Origin of the sequence: Pseudomonas marincola, from assembly GCF_900116605.1 — a bacterium.
Taxonomy (GTDB): Bacteria; Pseudomonadota; Gammaproteobacteria; order Pseudomonadales; family Pseudomonadaceae; genus Aquipseudomonas; species Aquipseudomonas marincola.
In genome coordinates, this window is the sequence record NZ_FPBC01000004.1 from 167,415 (window position 1) to 194,302 (window position 26,888).

Annotated in this window: 27 protein-coding genes; all 27 read right to left on the reverse strand. The window is 57.6% G+C overall.

The genetic code is table 11. From position 1 onward, the window contains the following. Positions 1–13: 13 nt before the first annotated feature. The 27 genes from flhA to BM395_RS08795 all read right to left on the reverse strand — a co-directional run bounded on the left by flhA (position 14) and on the right by BM395_RS08795 (position 26,599). Positions 14–2,122, reverse strand: coding sequence for a flagellar biosynthesis protein FlhA (gene flhA / locus BM395_RS08665; RefSeq protein ID WP_090510651.1), 2,109 nt, complete (start codon positions 2,120–2,122; stop codon positions 14–16). A gap of 142 nt (positions 2,123–2,264) precedes the next feature. Then, positions 2,265–3,401 carry a flagellar biosynthesis protein FlhB gene (flhB, locus tag BM395_RS08670; protein WP_069901765.1) on the reverse strand — a complete coding sequence of 379 codons (1,137 nt, stop codon included), beginning with the start codon at positions 3,399–3,401 and terminating at the stop codon, positions 2,265–2,267. 8 nt (positions 3,402–3,409) lie between these two features. Further along, positions 3,410–4,186, reverse strand: coding sequence for a flagellar biosynthetic protein FliR (gene fliR / locus BM395_RS08675; RefSeq protein ID WP_090511022.1), 777 nt, complete (start codon positions 4,184–4,186; stop codon positions 3,410–3,412). A gap of 35 nt (positions 4,187–4,221) precedes the next feature. Beyond that, positions 4,222–4,491, reverse strand: coding sequence for a flagellar biosynthesis protein FliQ (fliQ, locus tag BM395_RS08680; protein WP_069901764.1), 270 nt, complete (start codon positions 4,489–4,491; stop codon positions 4,222–4,224). A 2-nt stretch (positions 4,492–4,493) separates the two neighbouring features. Then, positions 4,494–5,213: a flagellar type III secretion system pore protein FliP gene (fliP, locus tag BM395_RS08685; protein ID WP_244528964.1), complete on the reverse strand. Its 720-nt coding sequence runs from the start codon at positions 5,211–5,213 to the stop codon at positions 4,494–4,496. Between the two features lie 35 nt (positions 5,214–5,248). Beyond that, positions 5,249–5,701, reverse strand: coding sequence for a flagellar biosynthetic protein FliO (fliO, locus tag BM395_RS08690; protein WP_090510657.1), 453 nt, complete (start codon positions 5,699–5,701; stop codon positions 5,249–5,251). A gap of 1 nt (position 5,702) precedes the next feature. Beyond that, complete coding sequence (gene fliN / locus BM395_RS08695; RefSeq protein WP_069901761.1) at positions 5,703–6,176, reverse strand: flagellar motor switch protein FliN; 474 nt, start codon at positions 6,174–6,176, stop codon at positions 5,703–5,705. Positions 6,177–6,232: 56 nt separating this feature from the next. Continuing rightward, positions 6,233–7,201 carry a flagellar motor switch protein FliM gene (gene fliM / locus BM395_RS08700; RefSeq protein WP_069901760.1) on the reverse strand — a complete coding sequence of 323 codons (969 nt, stop codon included), beginning with the start codon at positions 7,199–7,201 and terminating at the stop codon, positions 6,233–6,235. 12 nt (positions 7,202–7,213) lie between these two features. Beyond that, positions 7,214–7,735 (reverse strand): flagellar basal body-associated protein FliL, encoded by a 522-nt coding sequence (gene fliL / locus BM395_RS08705; RefSeq protein WP_069901759.1) that lies wholly within the window; start codon positions 7,733–7,735, stop codon positions 7,214–7,216. 218 nt (positions 7,736–7,953) lie between these two features. After that, positions 7,954–9,282 (reverse strand): flagellar hook-length control protein FliK, encoded by a 1,329-nt coding sequence (locus BM395_RS08710; protein ID WP_090510660.1) that lies wholly within the window; start codon positions 9,280–9,282, stop codon positions 7,954–7,956. A gap of 97 nt (positions 9,283–9,379) precedes the next feature. Beyond that, positions 9,380–9,733, reverse strand: a complete 354-nt coding sequence (locus tag BM395_RS08715) for an Hpt domain-containing protein (RefSeq protein WP_090510663.1) — start codon at positions 9,731–9,733, stop codon at positions 9,380–9,382. Further along, positions 9,730–11,457, reverse strand: a complete 1,728-nt coding sequence (locus BM395_RS08720; RefSeq protein ID WP_090510669.1) for an ATP-binding SpoIIE family protein phosphatase — start codon at positions 11,455–11,457, stop codon at positions 9,730–9,732. The genes BM395_RS08715 and BM395_RS08720 overlap by 4 nt, the downstream gene beginning before the upstream one ends. Before the next feature lie 13 nt (positions 11,458–11,470). After that, positions 11,471–11,776 (reverse strand): STAS domain-containing protein, encoded by a 306-nt coding sequence (locus tag BM395_RS08725; RefSeq protein WP_069901755.1) that lies wholly within the window; start codon positions 11,774–11,776, stop codon positions 11,471–11,473. Positions 11,777–11,917: 141 nt separating this feature from the next. Beyond that, positions 11,918–12,367, reverse strand: a complete 450-nt coding sequence (gene fliJ, locus BM395_RS08730; protein ID WP_069901754.1) for a flagellar export protein FliJ — start codon at positions 12,365–12,367, stop codon at positions 11,918–11,920. A gap of 3 nt (positions 12,368–12,370) precedes the next feature. Then, entirely contained in the window at positions 12,371–13,735 is a 1,365-nt protein-coding gene (gene fliI, locus BM395_RS08735; RefSeq protein WP_069901753.1) for a flagellar protein export ATPase FliI, read from the reverse strand. Beyond that, positions 13,725–14,507, reverse strand: coding sequence for a flagellar assembly protein FliH (fliH, locus tag BM395_RS08740; protein ID WP_090510672.1), 783 nt, complete (start codon positions 14,505–14,507; stop codon positions 13,725–13,727). Before fliH ends, fliI begins: the two co-directional genes overlap by 11 nt. Positions 14,508–14,510: 3 nt before the next feature. Beyond that, entirely contained in the window at positions 14,511–15,527 is a 1,017-nt protein-coding gene (gene fliG / locus BM395_RS08745; protein WP_090510674.1) for a flagellar motor switch protein FliG, read from the reverse strand. Beyond that, entirely contained in the window at positions 15,520–17,319 is a 1,800-nt protein-coding gene (fliF, locus tag BM395_RS08750; RefSeq protein ID WP_090510676.1) for a flagellar basal-body MS-ring/collar protein FliF, read from the reverse strand. The genes fliG and fliF overlap by 8 nt, the downstream gene beginning before the upstream one ends. Positions 17,320–17,332: 13 nt before the next feature. After that, entirely contained in the window at positions 17,333–17,659 is a 327-nt protein-coding gene (gene fliE / locus BM395_RS08755) for a flagellar hook-basal body complex protein FliE (RefSeq protein ID WP_069901749.1), read from the reverse strand. Positions 17,660–17,747: 88 nt separating this feature from the next. After that, positions 17,748–19,148 carry a sigma-54-dependent transcriptional regulator gene (locus tag BM395_RS08760; RefSeq protein ID WP_069901748.1) on the reverse strand — a complete coding sequence of 467 codons (1,401 nt, stop codon included), beginning with the start codon at positions 19,146–19,148 and terminating at the stop codon, positions 17,748–17,750. A gap of 4 nt (positions 19,149–19,152) precedes the next feature. Next, on the reverse strand, positions 19,153–20,403 hold the full coding sequence (locus BM395_RS08765; protein ID WP_090510679.1) for a sensor histidine kinase: 1,251 nt from the start codon (positions 20,401–20,403) through the stop codon (positions 19,153–19,155). A 183-nt stretch (positions 20,404–20,586) separates the two neighbouring features. Next, a complete protein-coding gene (locus tag BM395_RS08770; protein ID WP_090511025.1) occupies positions 20,587–22,068 on the reverse strand; it encodes a sigma-54 dependent transcriptional regulator in 1,482 nt (493 codons plus the stop codon). Between the two features lie 221 nt (positions 22,069–22,289). Next, on the reverse strand, positions 22,290–22,586 hold the full coding sequence (gene fliT, locus BM395_RS08775) for a flagellar protein FliT (RefSeq protein WP_069901747.1): 297 nt from the start codon (positions 22,584–22,586) through the stop codon (positions 22,290–22,292). A gap of 31 nt (positions 22,587–22,617) precedes the next feature. Next, entirely contained in the window at positions 22,618–22,995 is a 378-nt protein-coding gene (fliS, locus tag BM395_RS08780) for a flagellar export chaperone FliS (RefSeq protein ID WP_069901746.1), read from the reverse strand. 150 nt (positions 22,996–23,145) lie between these two features. Beyond that, positions 23,146–24,558 (reverse strand): flagellar filament capping protein FliD, encoded by a 1,413-nt coding sequence (gene fliD / locus BM395_RS08785; protein ID WP_090510682.1) that lies wholly within the window; start codon positions 24,556–24,558, stop codon positions 23,146–23,148. A gap of 108 nt (positions 24,559–24,666) precedes the next feature. After that, a complete protein-coding gene (locus tag BM395_RS08790; protein ID WP_090510684.1) occupies positions 24,667–25,038 on the reverse strand; it encodes a flagellar protein FlaG in 372 nt (123 codons plus the stop codon). 79 nt (positions 25,039–25,117) lie between these two features. Continuing rightward, positions 25,118–26,599, reverse strand: a complete 1,482-nt coding sequence (locus tag BM395_RS08795; protein WP_090510687.1) for a flagellin — start codon at positions 26,597–26,599, stop codon at positions 25,118–25,120. Positions 26,600–26,888 lie beyond the last annotated feature (289 nt).

The following is a 26,888-nucleotide window of genomic DNA, read 5'->3' on the forward strand; positions in this document are numbered from 1 at the left end:
GCCTTAACCTCGTTTAGTTCTGCCCTACCGTCGCAACGATAGTGACCTGTTTATTGTCTGGAATTTCCTGGTAGGCCAGTACATGCATACTCGGCACTGCCATCCGCGCAAACCGTGAAAGCATTGCCCGTACCGGGCCTGCTACTAACAGCACAACCGGCTTGCCGAGCATTTCCTGGCGTTGCGCAGCGTCAATCAATGAGCGCTGCAGCTTTTCAGCCATGCCCGGCTCAAGCAGGATGCCTTCATCAGCGCCTTGCCCGGCCTTCTGTAAGCTATTTAGCAATATCTGTTCCAACCTTGGTTCCAGAGTGATCACAGGCAGCTCCGGCTCTAGTCCCACAATGCTTTGCACGATTGCACGGGCCAACGAAACCCGGACGGCTGCGACCATAGCGGCGGGATCTTGACTCTTGCCGGCGACGTTGGCCAACGCCTCAGCGATGGTGCGAATGTCACGCACCGGTACCTGCTCTTGCAGCAGCGCTTGCAACACCTTGAGCAAGGTCGACAGCGATACCAGCCCCGGGACTAATTCCTCGGCCAGCTTTGGCGAACTCTTGGCCAGCAGTTGCAGCAACTGCTGCACTTCTTCATGGCCAAGTAACTCATGCGCATGCTTGTGCAGTACCTGATTGAGATGAGTCGCCACCACGGTGCTGGCGTCGACCACGGTGTAGCCGAGGGATTGCGCCTGATCACGCTGGCTCTGGTCGATCCACACCGCCTCAAGGCCAAATGCCGGGTCTTTACCGGCAATGCCGTTCAGCGGGCCAAACACCTGCCCCGGATTGATCGCCAGCTCGCGTTCCGGGTACACCTCTGCCTCGGCAACGCTGACGCCCATCAAGGTGAGGCGGTAAGCATTCGGCTGCAAATCCAGGTTGTCGCGAATGTGCACCGAGGGCATCAAAAAGCCCATTTCCTGCGAGAGTTTCTTACGCACGCCCTTGATCCGCGCCAGCAGCTGGCCACCCTGATTGCGATCAACCAATGGAATCAGCCGGTAGCCCACTTCGAGCCCGACCATGTCCACCGGGGTCACGTCATCCCAGCCAAGCTCCTTGGTTTCCTGAGCACGCTGAGCCGGCAGTAATTCCTGCTGACGCTGGACTTCCTTGATCTCGGTTTCCTTGACCTTGCGCTGCTTGTTGGCGATCCAGTAAGCCGCACCGGCAGCCACGAGGCCCAGGCTGATAAACGAGAAATGCGGCATGCCCGGCACCAGGCCCATGGCAATCATGATCGACGCGGCGACAGCCAGCGCACGCGGCGAGGCGAACATCTGCCGGTTGACCTGCGCACCCATGTCTTCGGAGCTGGAAACCCGGGTCACCATGATCGCGGCAGCGGTCGACAGCAGCAGTGACGGAATCTGCGCCACCAAACCGTCACCAATGGTCAGCAAGGTGTACACCTTGCCGGCGTCGGCAAAACTCAGCTGATGCTGGAAGATACCGATGGCGATACCGCCAATCAGGTTGATGAACAAGATCAGCAGGCCCGCAATTGCGTCACCGCGAACAAACTTGCTGGCACCGTCCATCGAACCATAGAAGTCGGCTTCCTGCGCCACTTCAGTCCGGCGCTTCTTGGCTTCCGGCTGGTCGATCAGGCCGGCATTGAGATCCGCGTCGATGGCCATCTGCTTGCCTGGCATTGCATCCAGAGTGAAGCGCGCGCTCACCTCGGAGATACGCCCGGCACCTTTGGTCACCACTACGAAGTTGATGATCATGAGGATGGCAAACACCACGATACCGACCACGTAGTTACCGCCGATCACCACTTCACCGAAGGCCTGAATCACCTGCCCCGCCGCTGCGTGGCCGTCGTGACCATTGAGCAATACCACGCGCGTAGAGGCGACGTTTAGCGCGAGCCGGAGCAAGGTGGCGGCCAGGAGAATGGTGGGGAATACAGCAAAATCGAGCGGGCGCAGCGCGTAGATGCTCACCAGCAGTACGACGATCGACAGGGCGATACTGAAGGTAAACAGCACATCGAGCAGGAACGGCGGGATCGGCAGCATGACCATGCCAAGCATGACCAGCAACATCAACGGAATACCGAGATTGCCTTCGCGCAAACCAGACAGGTTACTGCGCACGTTCCCCAGCATTTGTGAGCGATCTAATGCCACTTGCCTACCCCAGACGATTCAAACTTTTGACGCATGAAGCGTCCTTGGGGTTGGTTTTGCAAAAAGCTGTCCAACTTTGCCGGATAAGCTGTATCCGGCAAAAACAATGGCTATTTTTGCGTTACTCGTCGCGGCGCAGATCCGGGGGAATCGGCAGATCCTTGAGCGGCGCCGGACGCTTGGCCCGCCCTGCCTGGAATTGGCGAATTTGATAGACGTAAGCCAACACCTGCGCCACCGCCATATACAGACCCGCGGGAATTTCCTGGTCGATGTCAGTCGAGTAGAACACCGCCCGCGCCAGCGCCGGAGACTCCAACAGCATGACGTTATGCTCCTGCGCGATCTCACGAATTTTCAGCGCGGTAAAGTCGGCGCCCTTGGCCAGCATCACGGGTGCATTACCCTTTTCGGGATCGTACTTGAGCGCCACGGCGAAGTGCGTCGGGTTGGTGATGATCACGTCGGCCTGCGGCACCGCCTGCATCATCCGCCGCTCGGTCATTTCGCGCTGCAGTTGGCGAATACGTTGTTTGACCTCGGGCTTGCCCTCGCTGTCCTTGTATTCGTCGCGTACTTCCTGCTTGGTCATCATCAGCTTCTGCTTGTTATCCCAGAGCTGAAACGGCACATCGACCAAGGTAATCAGAACCAGCCCGCAGGACATCCACAGCGCACTCCAACCAACAATATTGATTGCGTGCTTAATGGCGCCCTCAAGGGGCTCGTGAACGATTTTAAGCAGTTCCTGCTCATTCGATTTGAGCACGGCCAACGCCACGACCAAGACGATACTGAACTTGGCCAGCGCCTTGAGAAGTTCGATTAGCGCCTTGGCGGAAAACATCCGCTTGAGGCCGGGACCCGGATTCATCCGGCTGACTTTGGGCGCCATGGCCTTGGCTGAAAACAGCCAGCCACCCAGAGCAATCGGCCCCAGAATGGAGGCGACCAGTAATACCAGCAAAAGCGGCATCATCGCCTCCAGGGCGACACGCCCGGAGAACATAAACAACATACCCATCATTCGATCATCCATGATCATGTCTCGCTTCAACGCGAAACTCGTGCTCATTACCTCGAGCATTGCATTGGCTAGATTGCCGCCGACGAGTAACAATCCACCTGTACCCGCGAGCATTACAGCTAACGTATTAAGCTCTTTCGAGCGTGCGACCTGTCCCTTTTCCCTGGACTCACGAAGGCGTTTCTCCGTGGGGTCTTCACTTTTATCGGCACCGCTTTCAGATTCTGCCATTTTATTTTTTAACTCGCCCGAACCAGTTCACGCATGAACTGCAAAGCCTCAGTGGCGAACACCTGATACTGCGAGAGGATATCCGCGGTACCAATCCAGACAATCCCCAAACCCAGCAGCAACGTCAGCGGAAAACCGATGGAGAAGATGTTCAACTGCGGCGCGGCCCGGGTCATGACCCCAAACGCCAAGTTAATCACCAACAACGCGGTAATCGCCGGCAACACCAACAACAGCGAGGCGCCCATGACCCATCCCAGGCGCGTGGCAATTGCCCAGTAATGCTGACTGACCAGACTCTCGCCAACCGGCAATGAAGTGAAGCTTTCGGCCAACACTTCAAAGACCACCAGGTGGCCATTCATGGCCAAAAACAGCAGCGTTACCAGCACCGTGAAAAACTGACCGATTACCGGCACCGAAACACCGTTGGTAGGGTCAACCATCGACGCAAAGCCCAGACCCATCTGAGTCGAGAGTATTTGCCCGCCGATCACGAACGCATGGAAAAACAACTGCAGGGTGAAACCCATCATCACGCCGATCAGCACCTCCTGTGCAATCAGCAACCAGGTTTGCAAACTGAGTGCATCCACGGCCGGCATTGGTGCCAAACTCGGCACCAACACCACACTCACCGCCAGTGCAAGGTACAGGCGCACACGCAGTGGAACCAACTGCGTACCGATGACCGGCATGGTCATCAACAGCGAGGCGATGCGAAAAAGCGGCAATAAAAACGTACTGACCCAGCCGCCAATTTGCGCATCGCTAAGCTCTAGCAAAGGCATTGCAGCCACTCCGTTTCAGGCGCGTACATTCAGCCAATCATCGTCGGAATGCTCATGATTAAATTTTGCGTGTATTCCATTAATTTCTGCACAAGCCAGGGCCCGGCAACGATTAATGTCAGCAAAATCACGATCAGACGCGGCAAAAAGCTCAGGGTTTGCTCGTTGATCTGGGTCGCCGCCTGGAACATGGCCACGACCAGACCCACCAGCAAACTGGGCACCACAATGGTTGAAACAATCAGAGCCGTCAGCCACAAGGCATCACGAAACAGATCGACCGCGACTTCGGGTGTCATGCCTAAACCCCTCCGAAACTGGCAGCCAGCGTGCCCATGATCAGCGCCCAGCCGTCGATCAGCACAAACAGCATGATCTTGAATGGCAGCGAGATAATCAGCGGCGACAGCATCATCATCCCCATGGCCATCAGGATGCTCGATACAACAAGGTCGATGATCAGAAACGGAATGAAGATCATGAACCCGATCTGGAATGCGGTTTTTAGCTCGGACGTCACGAACGCCGGAATCAGGATGGTCAGTGGCGCATCATCCGGGCTGGCAATGTCGGTACGTTTGGACAAACGCACGAACAACTCAAGGTCACTGGAGCGGGTCTGCGCCAGCATGAAATCCTTGATCGGGCCTTCGGCCTTGGCAATCGCATCTTGCGCCGGCAATTGCTCATTGAGATAGGGCTGCAAGGCGTCCTGATTGATCCGGTCGAACACCGGCGCCATGATGAACATGGTCAGAAACAGCGCCAGACCGGTGAGAATCTGGTTCGACGGTGTCTGCTGCAAACCCAGCGCCTGACGCAGAATCGAGAAGACGATAATGATCCGGGTGAAGCTGGTCATCAACATCAGGACCGCAGGAATGAAGCTCAGCGCGGTCATGATCAGCAGAATCTGCAGGCTGACCGAATATTCCTGCTGGCCCTGTGCATCGGTGCTCAGGGTAATGGCCGAGATCGACAACGGGTCTTCGGCGGCAAACACATGCGGCGCAGCCAGCATCAACAACGGCAAAAGCAGTAACGCGAGAACACGCATCAATCAACATCCTTATTGGCGTTACCCGACTGTTTGCCCAGTGCCTGCATCAGGCGCTGGGCAAAATCGCCCGAAGCCTGAGTACTGCTCGCCGCAGAAACCGGCTCGGCCATCACATGCAGCGGCGCAATACGCCCCGGCGTGAGCCCGATGAGAACCTGCTCGCCCCCCACCTGCACCAGCACCAGACGGTCACGCGGGCCCAGCGTCTGGGTGGCGACGATCTGGATTACCTGCCCGCCACGCGGGGTAATCTGCTGCACCCGACGCACCAGCCAGGCCAGCAAAAAAATCAGCCCGATCACCAGCAGCAAGCCCAGAACCAGCTGCGCCAACTGGCCGCTGACATTACTGGTTGCGAGGTTTTTGGCCGGTTCAGTTACAGCTTTAACTGCCGCCTCTTCGACGAACGCCGGCACGGGCAGCAACAACAGCAGCGGCAGTATTTTCATCTCAACGGAGCTTCTTGATGCGTTCGCTTGGGCTGATAACGTCGGTCAGGCGGATGCCGAACTTCTCGTTGACCACGACCACTTCGCCATGGGCGATCAGGGTGCCGTTAACCAACACATCCAGCGGCTCGCCGGCCAGTCTGTCGAGTTCGATAACCGAACCCTGATTGAGCTGCAGCAGGTTGCGGATGGTGATGTCGGTGTTGCCCACTTCCATCGAGATCGACACGGGAATGTCGAGAATCACATCCAGATTCGGTCCTTCGAGATTGGTCAGCGCGCTGTTGCTTGGCGCAGCGCCACCGGCAAATTCTTCCATTGGCGCACGCGGCGCCGCAGGCTTGGCGGTCTCGGCCAGCATGGCGTCGATGTCGGCCTGATTGGCATCATCGTCGCCCGACTCGGCTAGCGCCGCAGCCCATTCATCAGCCAGCGCTTGCTCCTCGGCTGAGGTTGTTTGATTTTCGTCTGCCATGGTCTTTCCTCGGCTGGCGGATAACAGTTAGGCGTCTGCCAGGGGCGAAATGCCCCTTAGCGACGTTCGATAGGATCAAGCACCTGCAAGGCCAGATTGCCTTTGTTGGCACCCAGTTTGACCTTGAAGGCCGGCACGCCATTGGCGCGCATAACCATGTGTTCCGGCAGCTCGACGGGAATTACATCGCCGGGCTGCATGTGCAAAATGTCGCGAACCTTGAGCTGACGTCGTGCAACAGTGGCGGTCAGCGGCACGCTGACGTCGAGAATGTCTTCACGCAGCGCCTTGACCCAGCGTTCATCCTGATCATCAACATCCGATTGAAAACCGGCGTCGAGCATCTCCCGGATCGGTTCGATCATCGAATAAGGGATGGTGATGTGCAGGTCTCCGCCACCGCCGTCCAGTTCGATATGGAACGTCGAGACGACGATCACTTCGCTCGGGCTGACAATATTCGCCATGGCGGGATTAACTTCCGAGTTGACGTACTCGAAGTTGATATCCATCACCGCGTGCCACGCTTCCTTGAGGTCGATAAACGCCTGATCCAGCACCATGCGCACGACGCGTAATTCGGTCGGGGTAAATTCACGGCCTTCGATCTTGGCGTGCCGGCCATCGCCACCAAAGAAATTGTCCACCAACTTGAACACCAGCTTGGCGTCAAGAATGAACAAGCCGGTGCCGCGCAGCGGTTTCATCTTCACCAGATTGAGGCTGGTTGGCACATACAGCGAATGCACGTACTCACCAAACTTCATCACCTGCACGCCACCCACGGCCACGTCGGCACTGCGCCGCAGCAGGTTGAACATGCTGATGCGGGTATAGCGGGCAAAGCGCTCGTTGATCATTTCCAGCGTCGGCATGCGCCCACGCACGATACGGTCCTGAGTGGTCAGGTCATATTGTTTGATGCTGCCCGGTTCTACTGCATCTTCGGGCTCGAGCAGGCCATCATCAACACCATGCAACAAGGCATCGATTTCATCCTGTGAAAGCAGATCTTGCACAGACATCTGAGCTCCTGACTACTGCACTACGATATTGGTGAACAGCACTTGCTCTACAGCCAGTTTGCCGATCTCTTTTTGCGCCAGTTCCTGCACGCTGGCAGTCGCTTGCTGACGCAGCATTTCCTTGCCTACCGGCGTTGCCACCGAAGCAAATTGCTGGCTGGAGAACAGCATCACCAGCTTGTTACGCAGCACCGGCATGTGCACTTTGAGCGCATCCAGAGCCGCCTGATCACGCGACATCAAGGCAACGCTGACCTGCATGTAGCGGGCGCGGCCGTTGTCCGAAAAATTCACCACGAAGGCCGGCGTCAATTCTTCATAAATAGCCGGCTTACGCACGGGTTCAGCGGCTGCCGCTTCTTCGGCGGCGGGCGCCGGGGCGTCGCTGTTCTTGCCCAGAAAAAACCAGGTAGCGGCCACGGTTGCACCAACGATCACAAGCAAGGCGACCAACCCGAGGACAATGATTTTCAATTTGCCCGAAGGCTTTTTGTCTGCTGCCGGAGCGTCCTGCGCTGCCTGTTTCTTAGCCATGCCAATAATCCGTCGCTTCGCTGCGCGAAATACGCTTTAAGGGGTTTGGAGCAAGTGTTATGCCAGCTTGCGGGTAGAGCGGGCGCTACTTTATAGCAACGCAGCCATTGAAGCGTATATCGGCGTAGCATTTACTGACTTGAGCGCACGTTAAACACGACAACGCCCGGTATGCATAAGCAAGCCGGGCGCCGGATTAATCTGCCGCAGGCTATGGATCAGGCGTAGTAATCGACCATGCTGCGCAGGCTCGCGCCGGTCATCTGGCGCGACTCGACCGCCACGCTCAGCGGCTCCAACTCATCGCTTGCAGCCAGAGAACCCCGATTTGAACCAGTGCCAGCGCCATCATCCGAGCCCTGCCCTTGCCAGCCTCGCCCCGATGACTGATCAGATACGCTGGCATCCATCAGGCCCATTCCCTGCTGGTTGAACATCTCGCGCAAGCGGTGCATCTGCCCTTCGAGCGCGTCACGCACCACCGGGTTGGCGCTGGCGAAGCTGACCTGGGTCTGATCGGCGCTCATGTGAATGCGCACATCGAGGCGGCCCAGTTCAGCGGGGTCCAGCTGAATTTCGGCAGCCTTCAGATTCTGGCTGGAAAGCCACATAACGCGATCCACCACCGCCTCACTCCAGCCGCCCTGCTGCATGGCAATCGGCTGGCCCGGAACCAGAACCGGCTTGGCCACACCTTGCTGCTGATTCATCGCCTGCGTCAGTGCATTGAGTTTGCTGACAAAGTTTTCGGGACGACTATCTGTTGCGCCCTGCTCCAGACTTTTGAGCTGATCGACCGACAGATCGCCCAGTTTGATATCGCCCAGCTCACCACCTTCTTCAACGCCAGCGTTGAGGTCCTGGCTCATCGCGGCCATGGCACTGGCAAACCCACCATCGGGGCTGACCATCTTGCCAGTCGCCTCAGCGCTGCCTGTTGCAGTCGCCGCCGCTGCGGCAGCCTTGGCTTTGGCGCCAAGTTCCAGCGCCATCTTCACCGCAGGCAGTTGATTGAGGGCATCAAGTTCTGGGTCGAAGCTTGCGGCTGTCATGCTCGCAGGCCCCGAGCTTTTGAAACTGCTACTGCCAAGCTGCGCCTGCGCCGCCAGATTCTCCGGGGTTGCCAGCAACCCGGCATTTTCGGTCAGCAAAGTGGCGTCCGCCGCCGTTGCATCGTCTGTGCTGGCGTCTTCGCCTGCCGATGCATCGGTGGCCGTGACGGTTTCGTCGTCAGTGGCCGCGACCGTGTCATCACCCGGCAAGGCTTTGCCGTTGTCGGCAACCGCTGGCGACTGGCTGCCAGATGCAGCGGCATCATCGGTCGTCGCGGATTTCTTTTGCGCTTGATTTTTTTCCTGCTGGGCCGCCTTGCTGGCGTTTTCCTGAGCGATTCTGCTCTGGTCCTGACGCTCCTGCGCATACACATCAGCGAAGCTGGAGCCCTTATTGGCTGGGGCTTCTGCAGCGCGACTCGAGGCCCTGGCCGAGTCTACCCGGCTGTTGTTGACTGAAGCCGACTTCAATAGCAAATCGGGGGCGGCGGACATAAGCACTCTCCGTGCGAAATGGATCTTGCACAGGAGATAGCAAACGTTGGGCCAACTTTAAGTTGGCGGCACAGATACCACGTGCATGAGCGCTTGCTCAGGCATTCAAGCGCTGAAGCTCGACCTCAAGCGCACTATCCAGCCGCGCGCATTGCACTTGCAACTGGGCAACCAACGCCTCCAGCACCGCAAGCGGTTGGTTGTCGGCCGCCAGCTCCAGCTCGCGGCAAAGCTCGGTCAACTCGGTTGCGCCCATATTGCTCGAACTGCCTTTGAGGCTGTGCGCGGTAAGGTGCAATTGCGCCCGGTCCGCCTGCGCACAGGCACGCTGCAGCTTGGCCAAGCGCTCGGCGGTATCGATCTGGAAGGTTTTCAGCAGCAGGGGAAAATCAGCGCCCATCAAATCTTCAAGTGCCAGCAGAATATCCATGTCTATGGGTGAACTGTTCATCCGTTAATACTCGAAGAAGATGTTTCGACGGGGTAGCCCGACCATTTGAATTCGACCTGAATGCCATTTTCGGCATCGCTCCAGTCACAGGTATCGCTGAGTTGCTTGATCAACGTCAGCCCGCGCCCGCGCAAGCTGTTGCTGGATATCCTTTGCCGGGCGACTGACTGAGCATTGAAGCCTGCCCCGCTGTCTTCAACCCGTATGATCAGCGAACCGCCGGAACCTTGCGGGCGCAGTTGCACATCAAAGCGCACGTAGCCCGACTCCAGCGTCGCCAACCGCTCGCCACGCTGACGGTAATATTCGCTGAACCCCTGCGCATCGACTTTAAGACTCGAATCGAGCGCCAGCACGCCGTGCTCAAGCGCATTGGAATACAGCTCGACCAGCACGCTGTAAATATCGCCCATGCGCTCTTGCAGGCCGCGCGTGCGCAGGAGCATATCCAGCAACATGGGCAGAGGATTGAAACTGCGCAGCGTCTCGCCACGAAATTCAAAACGCGTGCCCCAATCAACCGGCCCTTCGTGACTGTCGTGAGCAAACGCCGCGCTGGCGCGACCGTGAGCGGGCGTGTCGATCATGCTCACTTCAATAAAGCTGACGTCGTCTTTGGCCTCGCCACGAAAATCGCCCAGGGCCTGCTGGATCGCAGTAAATACATTGCGCCGGCCTTCTTCACAACCCAGTACTTCAAGCAGGCGGGCCTCGCCGAACAATTCGCCCTGAGCGTTTGCCGCTTCAAGCACGCCATCGGTAAGCAGAAAGACCCGATCGCCATCCGCCAGTGGGTACACCTCGAAATCGGCCCTGAAAGCTTTCGGGTCGAGCACCCCAAGCGGCAAGTGCTTCGAAACCAATGGCACCGGTTCACCGCCATCATCTGGCAACAGATAACCCTGAGGCAGACCGCCATTCCAGACCTTGACGATTTTCTGCTGGAAACCGACATGCAGCACGGTCGCGCAGCAGAATACATCCACCGGCAATATCTGCTTCAGCTTGCCGTTGATCTCCCGCAGGATGTCCTCAAGCGCATGCCCTTTGGCGGTCATCCCGTAGAAAATCTGCGCCAGGGGCATGGCCCCGACAGCGGCCCTGAGGCCATGGCCGGTGAAGTCACCGAGTAAAATATGCATGTCGCCCGAAGGCTGATAAGCCGCCAGCAGCAAGTCACCGCTGAACACGGCGTAAGGGGATTGCAGGTAGCGGATATTGGCCGCATTCAGGCAACCCGAGTGGGCGACTTTATCGAATACCGCCTTGGCCACATGCTGCTCGTTCAGCAGATAATCATTGTGTGCGGAGATCAGATTGCGCTGCTGCAACACGGTGGCGTGCAGGCTGCGCAGCCGGTCCATCGCCAGCAATTTGGCCTCGATGATCACGCGGTTGTAGGGCTTGGCCAGAAAATCATCACCGCCCGCCTCAAGGCAGCGCACCAGCGCCTCGCCCTCGCTCAGGGAGGTGAGAAAAATCAGCGGCACCAGCTCTTCGCCCGAAGCCTGCTTGATCAGGCGCGCCGCTTCGAAGCCGTCCATGACCGGCATCAGGGCATCCATCAAAACCAGTTGCGGGCGCTCGCTATGAAACAGGCTCACGGCCTCAAGGCCATTGGCGGCCGTGATCACGCGATGCCCCTGACGACTGACAATGGTCGACAAGAGCATACGGTCAGCAGCGTTGTCCTCGGCAATCAGAATGGTCAAGCGCTCAGCCATGCGTGGCGCTCACTCAACGAACGTCGAATAACTGTTCGAAATTGGAAATGGAGAGGATCTTGCGCACATCAGCGTTGCTGTTGATCACACTGATTTTCGCGGTTTCGCCACCGGCATAGTCGCGCAGCAGCAACAACATGCCCAACGCCGAACTGTCGAGATAGGTCGTTTCCGCCAGATCAACCACATAGCGCGAAGGCGAGATTGAGGCTTTTTCATAGGCGTCGCGAAAATGCTGATGGGCGGCAAAATCGAACCGTCCCTGCACCTGAATAGTCAGCACTTTTCCATCAGTCGAGGGCTGCGAAGTGATAACCATGTGAACTCCTTTTGCTAAACGGCCTTGATGGATCAATCATCACAGGGTTTACAGCTTTCGCCTAGCTCTGCTGAATAAAATTGCCGCAAGACGCACGCACAAATCAGCCAGCCGGGCCGGACCGCTGTGGATGATAGACGCTTAATCGTGACGGTGCGCCGACAGGCGCTGGGAAAGCTCGTCGAGCAATTTCTGCTCGCGCTTGTCATCGGCGCGCTGGGCTTCGTCCTGATAACGCTGCACCAGTTTGCGCAGCCCTTCGAGCCGGGCATGGCGCTGTTGCCAGATTTCCCGGGCTTTGCCGAGGTTGTTGCGATGCCAGTCGAGGCTGGTTTGCTGCTGATTGATCGCGGTGTCGAGTTGGCCGAGAAAGCGCTGATAGTTGATCAGCCACTGGCCGGAAACACCGCGCTGCCCCTCGGTGATCCATTGCTGCTGATAATCGGCGCGGTAGCTTTCGAGGGTGCCGAGTTGCACTTCGCCCTGCGTGACCAGGCCATTGCAATGGCCCACCTGCAAGGCGGCTTCACGCTCAGCTTTCTCCGCCATGCTGATAACCGGTAACAGACGCTTGGCGCGACTCAGCGACATCTATCAACCTGCCGGTTTGTTGGGAGGATTGAGAGTGGCCGACAGCTGGGCGCAACTGCGCAGAATATTTTCACTCTCGCCCAAACCCTGACGCAGATAACTGACCATCAGCGGCATCTTGGCGATGGCCAGATCGGTGTCCGCATCGCCTCCCGCCACATAGGCACCGACGCTGATCAGATCACGGCTCTGTTGATACCGCGCCCACAATTGCTTGAAGCGTTGCGAGTCACGCAAATGCTCGGCAGACACCACTTGCGGCATCACCCGGCTGATTGACGCCTCGATGTCGATTGCCGGGTAATGACCTTCTTCGGCCAAACGCCGTGACAACACAAAGTGGCCGTCGAGCACACCCCGCGCCGCATCGGCGATTGGGTCCTGCTGGTCATCGCCCTCGGACAACACGGTATAGAACGCGGTGATCGAACCACCGCCCTGCTCGGCATTACCGGCGCGCTCCACCAGCTTGGGCAACTTGGCGAATACCGAAGGCGGATAGCCTTTGGTCGCAGGCGGTTCACCAATGGCCAGAGCAATTTCACGCTGGGCCTGAGCAAAGCGCGTCAGTGAGTCCATCAGCAAAAGGACATTCTTGCCCTTGTCGCGAAAATACTCGGCAATACGCGTGCAATACATCGCCGCACGAAGGCGCAACAGCGGCGCGTCATCGGCTGGTGACGCCACCACAACCGAACGTTTGATGCCTTCGGTGCCGAGGATTTCGTCGATAAATTCTTTAACTTCGCGGCCACGTTCACCAATCAGCCCGACCACGATAATGTCGGCCTCGGTAAAGCGCGTCATCATGCCGAGCAGCACACTCTTACCCACACCCGTACCGGCAAACAGGCCCAAGCGCTGGCCACGGCCCACCGTGAGCAAGCCGTTGATGCTGCGAATCCCAACATCCAGCGGTTCGCTGATCGGGTGGCGCTTGAGTGGGTTGATGGTCGGGCCATCAATCGGCACCCAGTCTTCGGCCTTCATCCGGCCCTTGCCATCCAGCGCCGCGCCGGTGCCATCCAGCACCCGACCCAGCATGGACATACCCATCGGTAAGCGACCGGTATCAGCCAACGGCACCACGCGGGCGCCTGGCGCTATCCCGGCGAGGCTGCCGACCGGCATGAGGAATATCTTGCCGTTGGAAAAACCCATGACCTCAGCCTCGACTTGCATCGGGTTGTAGCTGTCATCATTGATTACCAGGCAACGGCTGCCCAGCGAGGCACGCAGTCCCTCCGCTTCGAGCGTGAGGCCGACCATGCGCAGCAAGCGGCCTTCGACAACCGGCACCGGCGGCAATTTGACGGCGTCGGCGTAGCCGCTCATGCGTTTGCTCAGGCTTATTCGTTCAAGGCGCATCCGGGTTATCCAGATCGACATTGAGATCCGGCGTCAGCGGGTGCACGGACTGTTCGCGCTGCTGGTCAAAGAGCTGCTTGAGCGCCTGGCTCAGGCGTGTCTCGATGCTCGCATCAACGCGACTGTGATTCGACTCAACCCGGCAGCCGCCTGGCAACAGGGCATCGTCTTCGATGATCCGCCAATCTTCTTCGTGACGGTCACGCAGCGCCTTGATCTGGTCGTAGTCTTGCGGATTGAGATGAATGCTGATGTTTTCAGCGCCTCTCGGCAGCAACTTTAGCGCCGCGCGCAACACCTGACGCAGATTGCTGGAGTCGGTCGTCAATTCGCGCTGCACCACCTCGCGGGCGATATGACTGACCAGATTCACCAGGGTCATCTCAAGGGCGTGGTCTTGCTCGTTGATCGGCTCGAACAACTGATTCATGACCTGCTCAAGCGCCGCCAGCTTGGGCTCCAAAGCGGCCTGCGCCTCTTGCCGGGCCTTGAGCTGGCCGGCATGAAAACCGTCTTTCTCGCCGGTGCTGAAACCTTCGTTATAGGCTTCCTGGCGAATGGCCTCGAGTTGTTCGAGAGTCATCGGCTGAACCGACTCGGGCTCAACATCCTCGATTTCGTGGGTAGCGGGCGGCTCGGCCTCGACTACTTCGTCGACAACCTCAGGCTCTGCCTGCGGGTCATGCGAATCGAAACTTGGCAGCGCCCAGCGGTCGAATACGTTGACGTCCTGCGCGCGAATAACCTCGCTAACGGGTTCCTTGGTGGCCATGGCTTAGAGCATCTCCTCGCCACCTTTGCCGCCCAGAACAATCTCACCGGCGTCGGCCATGCGCCGGGCGATAGTCAGAATTTCTTTTTGTGCCGCCTCGACGTCGCTGACGCGCACCGGGCCTTTGGCTTCAAGGTCGTCACGCAGCAACTCGGCCGCACGCTTGGACATGTTCTTGAACACCTTTTCTTTGATCGTCTCATCCGCACCCTTGAGTGCCAGCACCAGCACGTCCGAGGAAACCTCGCGCATCAATGCCTGAATGCCACGGTCATCCACATCGGCCAGGTTATCGAAGACAAACATGAGGTCTTCGATCTTGCTCGACAGGTCTTCGTCCATGTCGCGGATCGAATCCATCAACTGGCTTTCCACCGAGCTGTCGAGGAAGTTCATGATGTCGGCCGCACGCTTGATCCCGCCGAGGCTGGCGCGTGTGGTGTTGGAGTTGCCCGAGAACTGTTTTTCGAGAATCAGATTGAGTTCTTTCAGCGCCGCCGGCTGCACCGTGTTCAACGAAGACACGCGCATGACAATATCCAGGCGCACCTTGTGATCGAAGTGACCGAGCACCTCGCCGGCCTGATCGGGGTCGAGGTAAGCCACCACAATCGCCTGAATCTGCGGGTGTTCGTAACGGATCACATCGGCAACCGCGCGCGGCTCCATCCACTTCAGGCTGTCGAGACCACTGGTGTTGCCGCCCAGCAGAATCCGGTCGATCAGGTTACCGGCTTTATCTTCGCCGAGTGCCTGAGTGAGCATCTTACGGATGTAGCCATCCGCGCCCACGCCGAGGCCGGTTTGGTCGCCGACAATCTCGACGAACTCGCCCATCACCTGCTCGACTTGTTCGCGGTGAATGTTGCGCATGTTGGCCATGGCCACGCCAACCTTCTGCACCTCTTTGGGCCCGAGATGGCGCAGCACTTGCGCGGCATCGGTCTCGCCCAGAGACAGCAGCAGGATTGCAGCCTTGTCGACCTTGTTCAGCTTAACTGCAGCGCGGTTCTCAGTCATCGTCGTTGATCCAGTCTTTAACTACGAGCGCCACTCGGCCCGGGTCTTCCGCGACCAGCCCCTTGATCGCATTCAGCTGCGCATCATACCCGTCTGAAGGGCTTGGCAAGAGCAGATTTTGTGTACCACCAAGGCTTACCCGGTCGGCAGACAAATCACCGTTGAGCCCGCCCATTTCGCCCAGCTCGATATCACCGTCACGGCCACCTTCGGCAAGTTCGCGGCTCTTGTTGGCACCGGTGAGGTTATTCAGCACCGGACGCAGAACGCCAAACACCAGCACCAGAATGAACAGCACGCCGAGCACCTGCTTGACCACATCCCAGAACCACGGCTGGGTGTAGAACGGAATATCGGCAATTTCTTCCGGCGCTGCAGTGCTGAACGGCGTATTAACCACGCTGACGCTATCGCCACGGCTGGCATCGAAGCCGACCGAGTCCTGCACCAGGCGGGTGAATCTGGCGATTTCATCGGCAGTCCACGGTGTACGCGTGGTCTCGCCGGTGGCCGGATCAACCTTCAACTGATCGTCAACCACCACTGCCACAGACAACCGGCGCAAACGGCCTTGCTGCTGCTTGGTGTGGCTGATCGAGCGGTCCAGCTCATAGTTACGGGTTGCCTGCTCACGCTTGTCCGCCGGAAACGGCGCCAGCATTGGCTGGCCAGTCGCCGGGTCCATGACCTGCTGGCCATTGGCATCGAGTAACGGCTGACCCGCTGCAACCGGCCCCGCTGCGCCAGGAGCGGCGGCTGCGTTGGCTTGCGCCGGTGCAGCTGCCGGGCCAGGCGGCTGATTGCTCAACGCACCAGGCACCCCTTGCGGCGGCAAACTGCTGCTGCGCTGCTCGTCAACTTTCTGCTCGCTGCGCAGTGCCGGCTGATCCGGATTAAACATCTCGGACGTCGACTCGACAGCACTGAAGTCAACATCGGCCGAAACTTCAGCCTTGTAACGGCCGCTGCCCAACACCGGCTGCAAAATATTGTGCACGCGCTGGGTGAAGAGGCTTTCGAGGCGGCGCGAGTAATCGAACTGTTTGCCGGCCATGGTCATGGCCGAGTTTTCCTGCTGATCCGACAGCAAGTTGCCCTTCTGATCGACCACAGTGACTTGCGATTTATCCAGTTCCGGCACGCTGGTCGCGACCAGATTGATAATCGCCATGACCTGGCTGGGCTCCAGCGCACGGCCGGAATACAGCTCGACCAACACCGAGGCACTTGGCCGACGCTCATCACGCACGAACACCGAGCTCTTGGGAATGGCCAGGTGCACACGCGCAGATTTAACGTTGTTCAGGCTCGAGACCGTACGCGCCAGCTCACCTTCCAGACCGCGGCGATAGCGGGTGGTTTCCATGAACTGGCTCGTGCCCAGGCCTTGTTCCTGATCGAGAATTTCATAGCCCAGGCTTTTATCGACCGGCGCCACACCGGCAGCGGCCAGACGCATGCGCGCACGCGCCACATCACTGGCTTGTACCAACAACGCGCCGGAGCTTGGCTCAACGGTGTAGTCGATATCGGCGGCGGCCAGAGTCTGCATAACCTGCGAGGAGTCCATGCCTTCAAGGCTGCCATACAGCGGACGGTAATCAGGTTGCTGCGACCACAGCACCACGGCAAAACCGATTGCCACGCTGGCAGCCAGACCGACCATGAGGCCAACTTGACGGAGCATGCTCATGTCCGACAGGTTTTCCAGAACGGTAAGTCCGAATAACGGTTTTTTGGCGTCGCTGGCGGCGGTAGTCGCCGGGACGTTTGCTGCTAATGCTTCAGCCATGATTCAACCCGCCTTAAACCGGCATCTGCATGATGTCTTGATACGCCTGAACCAGCTTATTGCGCACCTGCGTCATGGCCTGAAACGAGACGCTGGCCTTCTGCGAGGCGATCATCACGTCGGTCAGATCAATGCCGCTCTGGCCCATCTCGAACGCGGTGGCCAGTTGATTGGACGCTTGCTGGGTTTCGTTAACCTTATTCACCGCGCTGCCGAGCATCTCGGAAAAGCTCGGTGCGCCCGGCTCTGGCGTGCTGGCAACGGGTTTGCGCGCCATAGCCTCGGCTTGCATGGAACGCATTTCCAGCATCAAGCGATTGAATTCGACACCCTGACTCATCACATTCCTCCGTTGGCCGCGCTTTTTTGACACTTGGCGGCGCTATAACAAGGTGATTGCAACAAGGGTGCCAGTTACGCCCTAACGCTTAACTGGCGAACAAATAAGCCTCGACATCCAGACCCGCGTCACGCATTTGGGCCAACTTGTAGCGCAGGGTTCGCGGGCTGATGCCGAGCCGATCAGCCGCCTCTTTGCGCCGGCCACGCTCGGCCCGCAAGGTGTCAATAATCACCTGAAACTCGCGCTGACGCAGGTCGTCACCCAACACTCCTGCGCCCGTGGCGGCCGGTTCGACTGGCGCGCTACGCACTAGTGCCACGGCAGGCGCGGCGGCTGGCGCAAGGTTAGGCATACCCGCCGGGCCCGGCAGACAGAGATCCTGCGGCTGAATCAAACCACCCTGCTGCAAGATCAGCGCGCGCTGAATGGCGTTATCCAGTTCGCGCACATTGCCCGGCCAGGCATGCGCCTGCAGGCTGAACTGCGCGGCCTCGGAGAATCGAATGGGCGCGTGGTTCATTTTTTTGACGTGATTGGCCAGCATTCTTTCAGCCAGCGGCACGATGTCGGCCGGGCGCTCACGCAATGGCAACCAGGCCAGCGGAAACACCGACAAACGATAGAACAAGTCTTCGCGGAAACGACCCGCCGCCACTTCTGTTGCCAGATCGCGGTTACTGGTCGCCAGCACCCGAATGTCCAGCTCGATCGGCTTGCGCGCGCCGACTCGTTCAACTTCACGCTCTTGCAGCACACGGAGCATCTTGGCTTGCAGCGCCAGCGGCATTTCAGAAATCTCGTCGAGCAAGATAGTGCCGCCATTGGCCATTTCAAACTTGCCTGGCGCACTGGCAACAGCGCCGGTAAAGGCACCTTTTTCATGGCCGAACAAAGTGGCTTCCAGCATGTTGTCGGGAATCGCGGCGCAGTTGATGGCAATAAACGGCTTTTGCGCACGCGGCGACTGCTGGTGAATAAATTGCGCCAGCACCTCTTTACCAGTCCCCGACTCACCCGTAATCAGCACGGTAGAATCGCTCTGCGCCACCCGCGTTGCCAACGCCAGCAATTGCTGACTGGCCGGTTCGACAGCCACCGGACCTTGCTTGTCGCTGCTCGCCCACTGGCCTTTGGCATGTCGCGCAACCAGTTCCAGCAGCGCTTTAGGTTCAAACGGTTTAACCAGATAATCGGCAGCGCCACAACGCATAGCATCCACCGCACGCTCGACAGCGCCATGCGCAGTCATCAGCAATACCGGTAATTGCGGATAGCGCTCGCGAATCACCGCCAGCAATTGATGGCCGTCCATGCCTGGCATGTTGACGTCGCTGACGACCAGCGCAAACGGCTCCTGCGCCAGCGCAACCAGTGCAGCCTCGGCGCTGTCAGCCTCACGAAACGTGTAACCACCCAACTCGAGGGTGTCGGCCAGCGCTTCGCGCAACGGGCGATCGTCTTCGACCAGCAAAACTTTCGCAGACATGGGCTTACTCCTGAGTAACCGGTTGCGCCACTGGAATCAGCGGCAATATCAATAGTGCAGAGGTGCCGCGGCCCAGCCGCGAGTGCATGCGCAACTCACCCTGATGCGCGCGCGCAACCGCCTTGACCACGGCAAGGCCAAGCCCGGTGCCTGTGGTTTTAGTGGTGAAGAACGGCTCGCCGAGACGCGTCAATACAGCGGGATCAATGCCGGGGCCGTTATCGGTAATCGCCAGGCGCAGGGTATTGCCGCGCTGGTACAGATGGATCTTCAGGCGCGCATCACGTCCGGCCGCCTGAATGGCGTTTTCGACCAAATTAAGCACCGTGCCGATCAGCGTGTCGCGGTTGCACAGCAACTCGCCCGCCGAAGCATCACATTGCCAGCGCACCTGCATGCCCTGAACATGCGAATCGCCAGCGGCACGCAATGCGCCGAACAAAGCCTGCGGTGTCAGGCGGTCCGGCAGCGGTAAATCGCCACGGGCAAAAATCAGCATGTCGCGCACCTGATGCTCAAGCTCATGCAGGCGGTCTTTCAGGCGCCCGGCAAAGCGCTGCTGGGTTTCAGCCGGAAGCACCTGTTCAGTCAGATGGCTGGCATACAGCAGCGCGGCGCTGAGCGGTGTGCGAATTTGGTGGGCCAGCGAGGCGACCATGCGCCCCAGCGCCGAAAGCCGCTCGTGACGCGAGAGCTGATCCTGCAAACGACGGGTTTCGGTGAGATCGGTAAGCAATACCAATTGGCCCGGCTCGCCGCGCAGTGAACGGGTGGCAATCGACAAACGCCGACCGTCCTTGAGCGAAACCTCATGGCCATCGTCGTCACGCGGGGCAAAACTGCGGGCAATCACTTCGCGCCAGAGCATCCCGACCAGGGGCTGACCAAGTAAGTTACGCGCCACCGGATTGGCTTCGCGCACCACGCCCTGACCATCAATAACCGTGACCCCGCCCGGTAACAGATCAAGCAGGCTTTGCAGACGATGCGCCAGACGTTCTTTTTCGGCCAGCTCCTGCATGCGCTGAGCGCTGACAAACGCCAGTTCGCCCTTGAGTTCAGTGACCCGCGCCTCGAGCATGCTGTAAGACTCGGTGAGCTGCGAGGACATCTGATTAAACAGATTAAAGGCATGCTCCAGGCTTTCGCGGCTGGCTTGCTCCAACGGCTCGGCAGTTGCGGACACAGCAACACGTGGCGCTTCAAGGCGACCAGCGGACTCGATGGATTGAACAGGTAAGGCACTCGGTTTCATGCTTTTCTCTCGCGCGGCGAGCCGTCATAAGACAGTCAGTTAGCAGAGAGTTAGCAATACCCGTGCCTAAAAAAATATCGTTATAAATCAATCACATAAAAATAAAGCCGAAGATTCTGTCAAACCTTCGGCTTTATTTGCGGGGGTCGCGCCAATCGCCTGACTCGACCGGTGATTCAGCGCTTAGCCGGCGCTGTCGTCCATGCCGTCTTCGTCGCGACGATTCATGTTGTATTTACGCATCTTCTCAACCAGGGTCGTGCGGCGAATGCGCAACCGCTCAGCCGCACGCGCCACCACGCCATTGGCATCATCCAGCGCCTGCTGGATCAGGCCTTGCTCAAGATTGCCGAGATAGTCTTTCAGGTCGAGCCCTTCCGCTGGCAGCATCGCCGGCATGTCCATGCCCGGCAAGCCGGCGACGATTGCTGAACGCTCGTCCATCTCGTCGAAGAAAGTCTGGCTCGCCTGCTCGTCTTCATCATCCACATGGCGGAACTTCTTCGGCAGCTCGCTCACCCCGATCACGCCATAGGGATGCATGATCGCCATGCGCTCGACCAGATTTGCCAACTCACGAACGTTGCCCGGCCAGTCGTGGCGGCAGAGCGACATGATCGCGGCCGAATTGAAGCGGATCGAACCGCGCTTCTCGTGCTCCATGCGCGAGATCAGCTCGTTCATCAACAGCGGGATATCTTCGATGCGCTCGCGCAGCGGCGCCATCTCGATCGGGAACACATTGAGCCGGTAGAACAAATCTTCGCGGAAGCTTCCGCTTTCGATCATATCCTCCAGGTTTTTGTGAGTCGCCGCGATAATGCGCACATCAGCGGTTTGCGTCTTGTTGCTGCCCACGCGCTCAAACGTACGCTCCTGCAGCACCCGCAGCAGCTTGACCTGCATCGGCAACGGCATATCGCCGATCTCATCGAGGAACAAGGTGCCGCCGCTCGCCAACTCGAAACGCCCGGCGCGCGAGGTAATTGCACCGGTAAAGGCGCCCTTCTCGTGCCCGAACAATTCGCTCTCCAGCAACTCGGCCGGAATCGCGCCGCAGTTAACCGGCACAAACGGGCCTTCACGGCGTTTGGAGTGATAATGCAGATTGCGCGCAACCACCTCTTTGCCAGTGCCCGACTCGCCCAGAATCAGCACGCTGGCTTCAGTGTCGGCCACTTGCTGCATCATCTGTCGTACATGCTGGATGGCCCGACTGGTGCCAACCAAGCTGCGAAACAGATTGGTTTCACGCTGACGGCCACGATCACGCGCCTGGTCGTGCATTTCGCGGTAGACCTGAGCGCGATGCAGCGTATCCAGGAGCTTGTTGTAGCTTGGCGGCATTTCGAGGGTGGCCAGAACCCGGCGGCGAATGTCTTCCGGCCACTCAGGCGCAACCGCCTCTTCCACCAGCAACACGGGCAGACAGGCGTCGTATTCGAATATGTGTTTGAGCAAGCCTATCAGTGGCTGTGAGGCTTCAACTTCACCGACCCAGGCACACAAAACATCGCGGCTTGATTCAAGTTTGGCCACAGTTTCGCGCCAGTCCTGACTGCCGCAGGCAACAAAGCTTTCACCCAGAAAACCAAGAATGACCGCCAGATCCCTTCGGCGCTCGATGTTGTCATCAATCAACAGAATTTTGGTATCACGCCACATAGTTTTTTTGGACTTCCCCGGGGTATTCGAGGCGCCCTCAAGAAAATGGGCCGCCAGCATGTTGCCAGTAGTTAAATCAATTTACCCCTGGCATGTCAATTTAATGGCGTGTTTTATTTGCAGAGTGATACGTGGAGCCGTTTTCTCAAGAACAACGGCAAACCAGCATGCAGGACTCTAGCGCGGGGATATGCGCGGAACATGCTGCTATAAAGCGGCTGTCAGCCAAACATCTGATAAACCTTGGCACCTTGATGCGACTGATTGAGCTGACGCAGCTCAGCCGCAATACGCTTTTGCTCGGCCTGGCAAACAGCGACCAACTCGCGATACAGGTCGAGCATCTCTTGCATGCGCAGGCGCAGCGACTCTTCGTCTTGCACGGTTTCGAGCATGGCATCATCCACCACCTGACGGCAGCGCAAGTCCAGCTCGCTGATCGCGCTCCAGTCGTGTGTCGCCAAAGCACTGCGCAGTGCAGTACCGGTTTCCTCGAGGCGCTGGACGGATGAGCTCATATCGACTTCCTTACGTACAAATCAGGGTTGATCAGCCGATTGCATCCCAACCGGATTTAACTTCGCGTAGCAGTGCGGATACTTCATCCAGTGGCGCCAGCTCGTTTTTGGAGTTGGCGTGCATCAGGCGAGTTTCCATGTAGGTGTACAGGTTGTCCAGATTAGTGGCCAGTTCGCCACCCTTTTCGAAATCCAGCCCCTGACGCAGACCGCCAACAATGGCGATGGCCTTGCCAATCATTTCACCTTTGAGTGCCAGCTGCTGACGCTCCATGGCGCCGCGTGCTTGAGCGATGCGAGTCAAGCCACCTTCCATGAGCATCTGGATCAAACGGTGTGGGCTTGCGTCCACGGCACGCGCGTGCGTGTTGACTGTTTGATATTGCTTAAGGGCTGCCATCGCGTTCATTGTCGCTCTCGCTGTGTTGATTGCTGATACTTAAGGTATCGGCAAGGGGGCGAGATGCTTTAACGGAAATTTGCCAAAATTCGAGACGGAAAGGCTCAAGAACAGCCATTTTGTCCCGGCCTGATTAGCCGAGACTGCCCTTCCCTACTATCAGTTATCTTTCTTGACGATACCAGGCAGCGCCTCAAGCGATTGCGTCAAGCGGTCGCTGGTCTGCGACAACTGGCTTACCAGAGCATCCATTGCATTGAATTGCTTATAGAGTCGTTCCTGAAGTGACTCAATGCGACGATTGAGGTCTTCTTTTTGCTTATCGATATTGGTCAGCGTCGATTGCAAACCATCCATACGCTGCTCAAGCACACCGCCGCCTTTGATGAAGCCATCAATTTTACTGTCGAGCCGACTGGTTAAACCCGTATCACCGGTGAAGAATGTGCCAATTGAATCGAAATTATCAGTGATCGCGGTTTGCAGCTTGGTATCGTCAATGGCCAGTGTGCCATCTTTTTGGGTGGTGATACCCATATCCGCAAGCGCACTTATTCCCGCTTGGTTTGCCGGATTAACCAACTCTTTGCGCACAGCACTGAGCAGGTTACGCACTGTCGCATCGCCCACCAAACCACCGGTAACAGGCTCTTTACCCTCGCCGACGCTAACGACTCGGGTCAACTCGTTACTGGTAGTGATGAGCGTGTTATAGGCGTCGACAAATTTCTTGATGTTGGCGGTGACGCCTGATGTGTCCTGCCCGACCTTGACGGTCGCATTCTTGCCCGACTCAGTCACAGCAACCAGAGACAAAGTAACGTCAGGAATCGCATCAGTCACAGTGTTGGTTTTGCTGTTCAGAACCAAGCCATCAACGCTGAACTCAGCGTCAGCAGATTGGGTAATGTAGCCCGCGCTGGCCGGATCCGCGCTATTCATGGCTTGGCTGCCGTCGGCACTCAGCGCAGATAGATTGCCAGTACCACTGACGATAATATCGTTGCCAGCGCCGGTGGTGGTTGAACTAAAGACCAAACGCGCTTCGCCCGTGCTTGGGTTATTGACGATGTTAGCGCTGATACCCTGGTCTTTGAGCGCTGTGTTCAACTGGTCACGCGTACTGGCAAGATCGGAGCCTGCAGCAATTTTGACTTCAGTCGCTGCGCCTGAAGCGCCCAATTGCACAGAGAAGGTCTCTTCAGTTGCACCGCTTTCAAAGGTACTGGCTACAGCAGCCGTGGCAACTTTACTCGAAGTCGCCAAGCTGTTTACCACCACCGAGTAGGTACCCGGCAAGGCATTCTTTGACGCTGATGCAGTCAGCGAGCTGGTATTGGAGGAACTGGCGGTGCGGTTCTCAAACAACGTGATATCGTTCAGCCCCGCCAACGCAGTCTGGAACTCACTCAAGGCACCCTTAAGTGTTCCCAACGCAGAAAACTTGGAAGTTGTGGCAGTTTCAAGGCGCGACAGTTGCGCTGTCTTCGGGGCTGAGTCAGCATTCACCAAAGCACTGACAATGCTGTCTATGTCCAGACCGGAACCACCAAGACCTGTTATTCCTACCATGTTCTCCACCTCGTCATGGGTTTGACGCTAAATCGTCTAGAGCCAATCTCCATCAAAAATCATGCCGCCTATCCAACATCTGCGATAACTGGATAGTAATACGGCTTTTTATGCTTCAGCTCTAAACAACAAGCTGCGGACGGCATCAAGGTTTTCAGCTAACTTGAGCGCATCCTCAGACGGAATCTGCCTGATTACATCACCCGAAGTTGAATCCGTTACCTTGACCACTACACGGCCGGAAGAGTCATCCACCGCAAAGTTCAAGTCTCGGCGAATTGACTGCACATAACTCTGAATCGATGAAGCTGCCTGCTCAACTGTTTGAGCTGAGGCATCAGCCTCGATTCCAGTTTGGGCTTGTTCACTGGCCGTAATCAGATCAGTTTGAGCAGTTACCTGGTGACTACCAGTAGCTGCTAGCAGAGTTTTAGTTCCGCTGTTAACCAACGACAACGTATTCGTGGTTGCTACGTCCATCGTTAAATCCTCTGAATGGCAAGACGGGGAGAAGCGCTAAGCACTTCCCCCCGCGGTGTTTGCCTGACTAACCGGCGTGTTACTGCAGGAGGCTGAGAACGGCCTGTGGCAGCTGATTGGCCTGAGCCAAGATCGCAGTACCAGCCTGCTGCAGAACCTGGTTCTTGCTCAGGTTGGCAGTTTCAGCAGCGAAGTCGGTGTCCTGAATACGGCCTTTTGCAGCCGATACGTTCTCCGAAATGCTCTGCAGGTTGCTAATGGTGTTGTCGAAACGGTTCTGCACCGCACCGAGATCCGAACGCTGGGAGTCGATAGAGGCAATCGCCGCGTCGATGACATCGATAGCGTTCTGAGCACCGTAAGCTGTGCTTACGTCAACGTCACTAACGGTAGCCAGGATACCGGCTGGCTCGCCAGTCACTTTGGCAGCACCCGTACCAGACAGTGAGAACGCTGAAGATGAGCTCAGTTTCAGCGCACCGTTGGCAACAGCAGTACCTGCACCAATGTTAGAGGCGGTTGAGAGATCACCCGCGTTATCGCCATCCGAGTCTTCCGAAGAGCGAGCCTGAACGGTGATGTCTGCTGCGGCTGATGCAGTAGTGCCGTCTGCCTGGAGACCAGAGGCGGTAAACTTGATGGCAGCGCCACTGTCCGAGCTGATCTCAAGCGTTCCATCACCATTAACTTTAGCCTGCAGACCCGAACCACTTGAGTTCACTGCGCTTACGACTTGGTCGAAGCTGGTCAAACCTGCCAAATCAATGGTCGAATCTACTTTTGAGGTATCGGTGCCAGAAACTTCAATTTTCAGATTGAAAGTTGCAACTGTAGAGGCTTTGGTAAGCACTGCATCGGTACGAGCAGACGCTTTAACCGGGGTACCAGCGCTGTTAATTTTGCTTGCAACCGAAGCTGCTGTGTCAGTTGCAGTGAAAGCTTGAACGTCAGTTTGCTTACCGTTTGCCGAAATTTTCAGTGTGCCACTTGCGTCAGCGGCAGTAGCAGTAGTGATTCCCAGTGCTGTACCGGCTTTGTCCGAGGTGTAAGCACCGATTTTGTTGGAGCTGGCGTTGCCGATCGAAACGTTGATGGTTTCGTTAGCATTGGCACCTACCTGGAAAGCAGTGGAACCGAACGAGCCGTCGAGCAATTTACGACCACCGAAAGTGGTGGTTTCAGCAATACGGTTCAATTCGTTTTGCAGAGCGCCCACTTCTTTCTGCAGAGCAGAACGGTCGGTGGAGTCGTTGCTGCCGTTAGCGGCTTGCAGAGACAGGTCACGCATACGCTGCAGGATGTTGGTCGACTGCTGCAGTGCGCCTTCAGCGGTTTGCGCCAAAGAGATGCCGTCGTTGGCGTTACGAACAGCAACGCCCAGACCGCTGATCTGGCTGCCCAGACGGTTGGAGATCTGCAGACCAGCTGCGTCGTCCTTGGCGGAGTTAATGCGCGAACCGGTAGACAGACGCTGCAAAGAGGTGCTCAGCGCATTGGAAGACGAGTTCAGGTTGCGCTGAGTGTTCAGAGAAGCAACGTTAGTATTGACTGTAAGGGCCATGATTCATGCCTCCAATGGGCTAGTACTTTAGGTAACCGGGTGGTGCGAACGTTTGGGTTGCTGTGTTGCGCTATCACCCAGTTACTTCGCATTCAAGAGTTGTATCGGCGCTACCTGCAATTGCTTTAGAAATTTTTTTGCAACTGCTTTCGGGCAAGACGTTTTAGCTTTGCCGTCAATGTGTTATCGACACAATCGAAGCCAACATGAGGGGGAATTTGCCAACGCGCATGCTCAGCCCGGTGAATATTTTCCGCGGCTAAGGCCCCTCCCCTTGCGTTTCAGCGCG

What these genes read in the sequence shown, in the direction of transcription:
- flhA (WP_090510651.1), bottom strand. Translation starts at nt 2,122, where the DNA reads ATGCTGGGGAACGTGCGCAGTAACCTGTCTGGTTTGCGCGAAGGCAAT.
- flhB (WP_069901765.1), bottom strand. Translation starts at nt 3,401, where the DNA reads ATGGCAGAATCTGAAAGCGGTGCCGATAAAAGTGAAGACCCCACGGAG.
- fliQ (WP_069901764.1), bottom strand. Translation starts at nt 4,491, where the DNA reads ATGACACCCGAAGTCGCGGTCGATCTGTTTCGTGATGCCTTGTGGCTG.
- fliP (WP_244528964.1), bottom strand. Translation starts at nt 5,213, where the DNA reads ATGCTGGCTGCGCCGCATGTGTTTGCCGCCGAAGACCCGTTGTCGATC.
- fliO (WP_090510657.1), bottom strand. Translation starts at nt 5,701, where the DNA reads ATGAAAATACTGCCGCTGCTGTTGTTGCTGCCCGTGCCGGCGTTCGTC.
- fliN (WP_069901761.1), bottom strand. Translation starts at nt 6,176, where the DNA reads ATGGCAGACGAAAATCAAACAACCTCAGCCGAGGAGCAAGCGCTGGCT.
- fliM (WP_069901760.1), bottom strand. Translation starts at nt 7,201, where the DNA reads ATGTCTGTGCAAGATCTGCTTTCACAGGATGAAATCGATGCCTTGTTG.
- fliL (WP_069901759.1), bottom strand. Translation starts at nt 7,735, where the DNA reads ATGGCTAAGAAACAGGCAGCGCAGGACGCTCCGGCAGCAGACAAAAAG.
- BM395_RS08710 (WP_090510660.1), bottom strand. Translation starts at nt 9,282, where the DNA reads ATGTCCGCCGCCCCCGATTTGCTATTGAAGTCGGCTTCAGTCAACAAC.
- BM395_RS08715 (WP_090510663.1), bottom strand. Translation starts at nt 9,733, where the DNA reads ATGAACAGTTCACCCATAGACATGGATATTCTGCTGGCACTTGAAGAT.
- BM395_RS08720 (WP_090510669.1), bottom strand. Translation starts at nt 11,457, where the DNA reads ATGGCTGAGCGCTTGACCATTCTGATTGCCGAGGACAACGCTGCTGAC.
- BM395_RS08725 (WP_069901755.1), bottom strand. Translation starts at nt 11,776, where the DNA reads ATGGTTATCACTTCGCAGCCCTCGACTGATGGAAAAGTGCTGACTATT.
- fliJ (WP_069901754.1), bottom strand. Translation starts at nt 12,367, where the DNA reads ATGTCGCTGAGTCGCGCCAAGCGTCTGTTACCGGTTATCAGCATGGCG.
- fliI (WP_069901753.1), bottom strand. Translation starts at nt 13,735, where the DNA reads ATGCGCCTTGAACGAATAAGCCTGAGCAAACGCATGAGCGGCTACGCC.
- fliH (WP_090510672.1), bottom strand. Translation starts at nt 14,507, where the DNA reads ATGGCCACCAAGGAACCCGTTAGCGAGGTTATTCGCGCGCAGGACGTC.
- fliG (WP_090510674.1), bottom strand. Translation starts at nt 15,527, where the DNA reads ATGACTGAGAACCGCGCTGCAGTTAAGCTGAACAAGGTCGACAAGGCT.
- fliF (WP_090510676.1), bottom strand. Translation starts at nt 17,319, where the DNA reads ATGGCTGAAGCATTAGCAGCAAACGTCCCGGCGACTACCGCCGCCAGC.
- fliE (WP_069901749.1), bottom strand. Translation starts at nt 17,659, where the DNA reads ATGAGTCAGGGTGTCGAATTCAATCGCTTGATGCTGGAAATGCGTTCC.
- BM395_RS08760 (WP_069901748.1), bottom strand. Translation starts at nt 19,148, where the DNA reads ATGTCTGCGAAAGTTTTGCTGGTCGAAGACGATCGCCCGTTGCGCGAA.
- BM395_RS08765 (WP_090510679.1), bottom strand. Translation starts at nt 20,403, where the DNA reads ATGAAACCGAGTGCCTTACCTGTTCAATCCATCGAGTCCGCTGGTCGC.
- BM395_RS08770 (WP_090511025.1), bottom strand. Translation starts at nt 22,068, where the DNA reads ATGTGGCGTGATACCAAAATTCTGTTGATTGATGACAACATCGAGCGC.
- fliT (WP_069901747.1), bottom strand. Translation starts at nt 22,586, where the DNA reads ATGAGCTCATCCGTCCAGCGCCTCGAGGAAACCGGTACTGCACTGCGC.
- fliS (WP_069901746.1), bottom strand. Translation starts at nt 22,995, where the DNA reads ATGAACGCGATGGCAGCCCTTAAGCAATATCAAACAGTCAACACGCAC.
- fliD (WP_090510682.1), bottom strand. Translation starts at nt 24,558, where the DNA reads ATGGTAGGAATAACAGGTCTTGGTGGTTCCGGTCTGGACATAGACAGC.
- BM395_RS08790 (WP_090510684.1), bottom strand. Translation starts at nt 25,038, where the DNA reads ATGGACGTAGCAACCACGAATACGTTGTCGTTGGTTAACAGCGGAACT.
- BM395_RS08795 (WP_090510687.1), bottom strand. Translation starts at nt 26,599, where the DNA reads ATGGCCCTTACAGTCAATACTAACGTTGCTTCTCTGAACACTCAGCGC.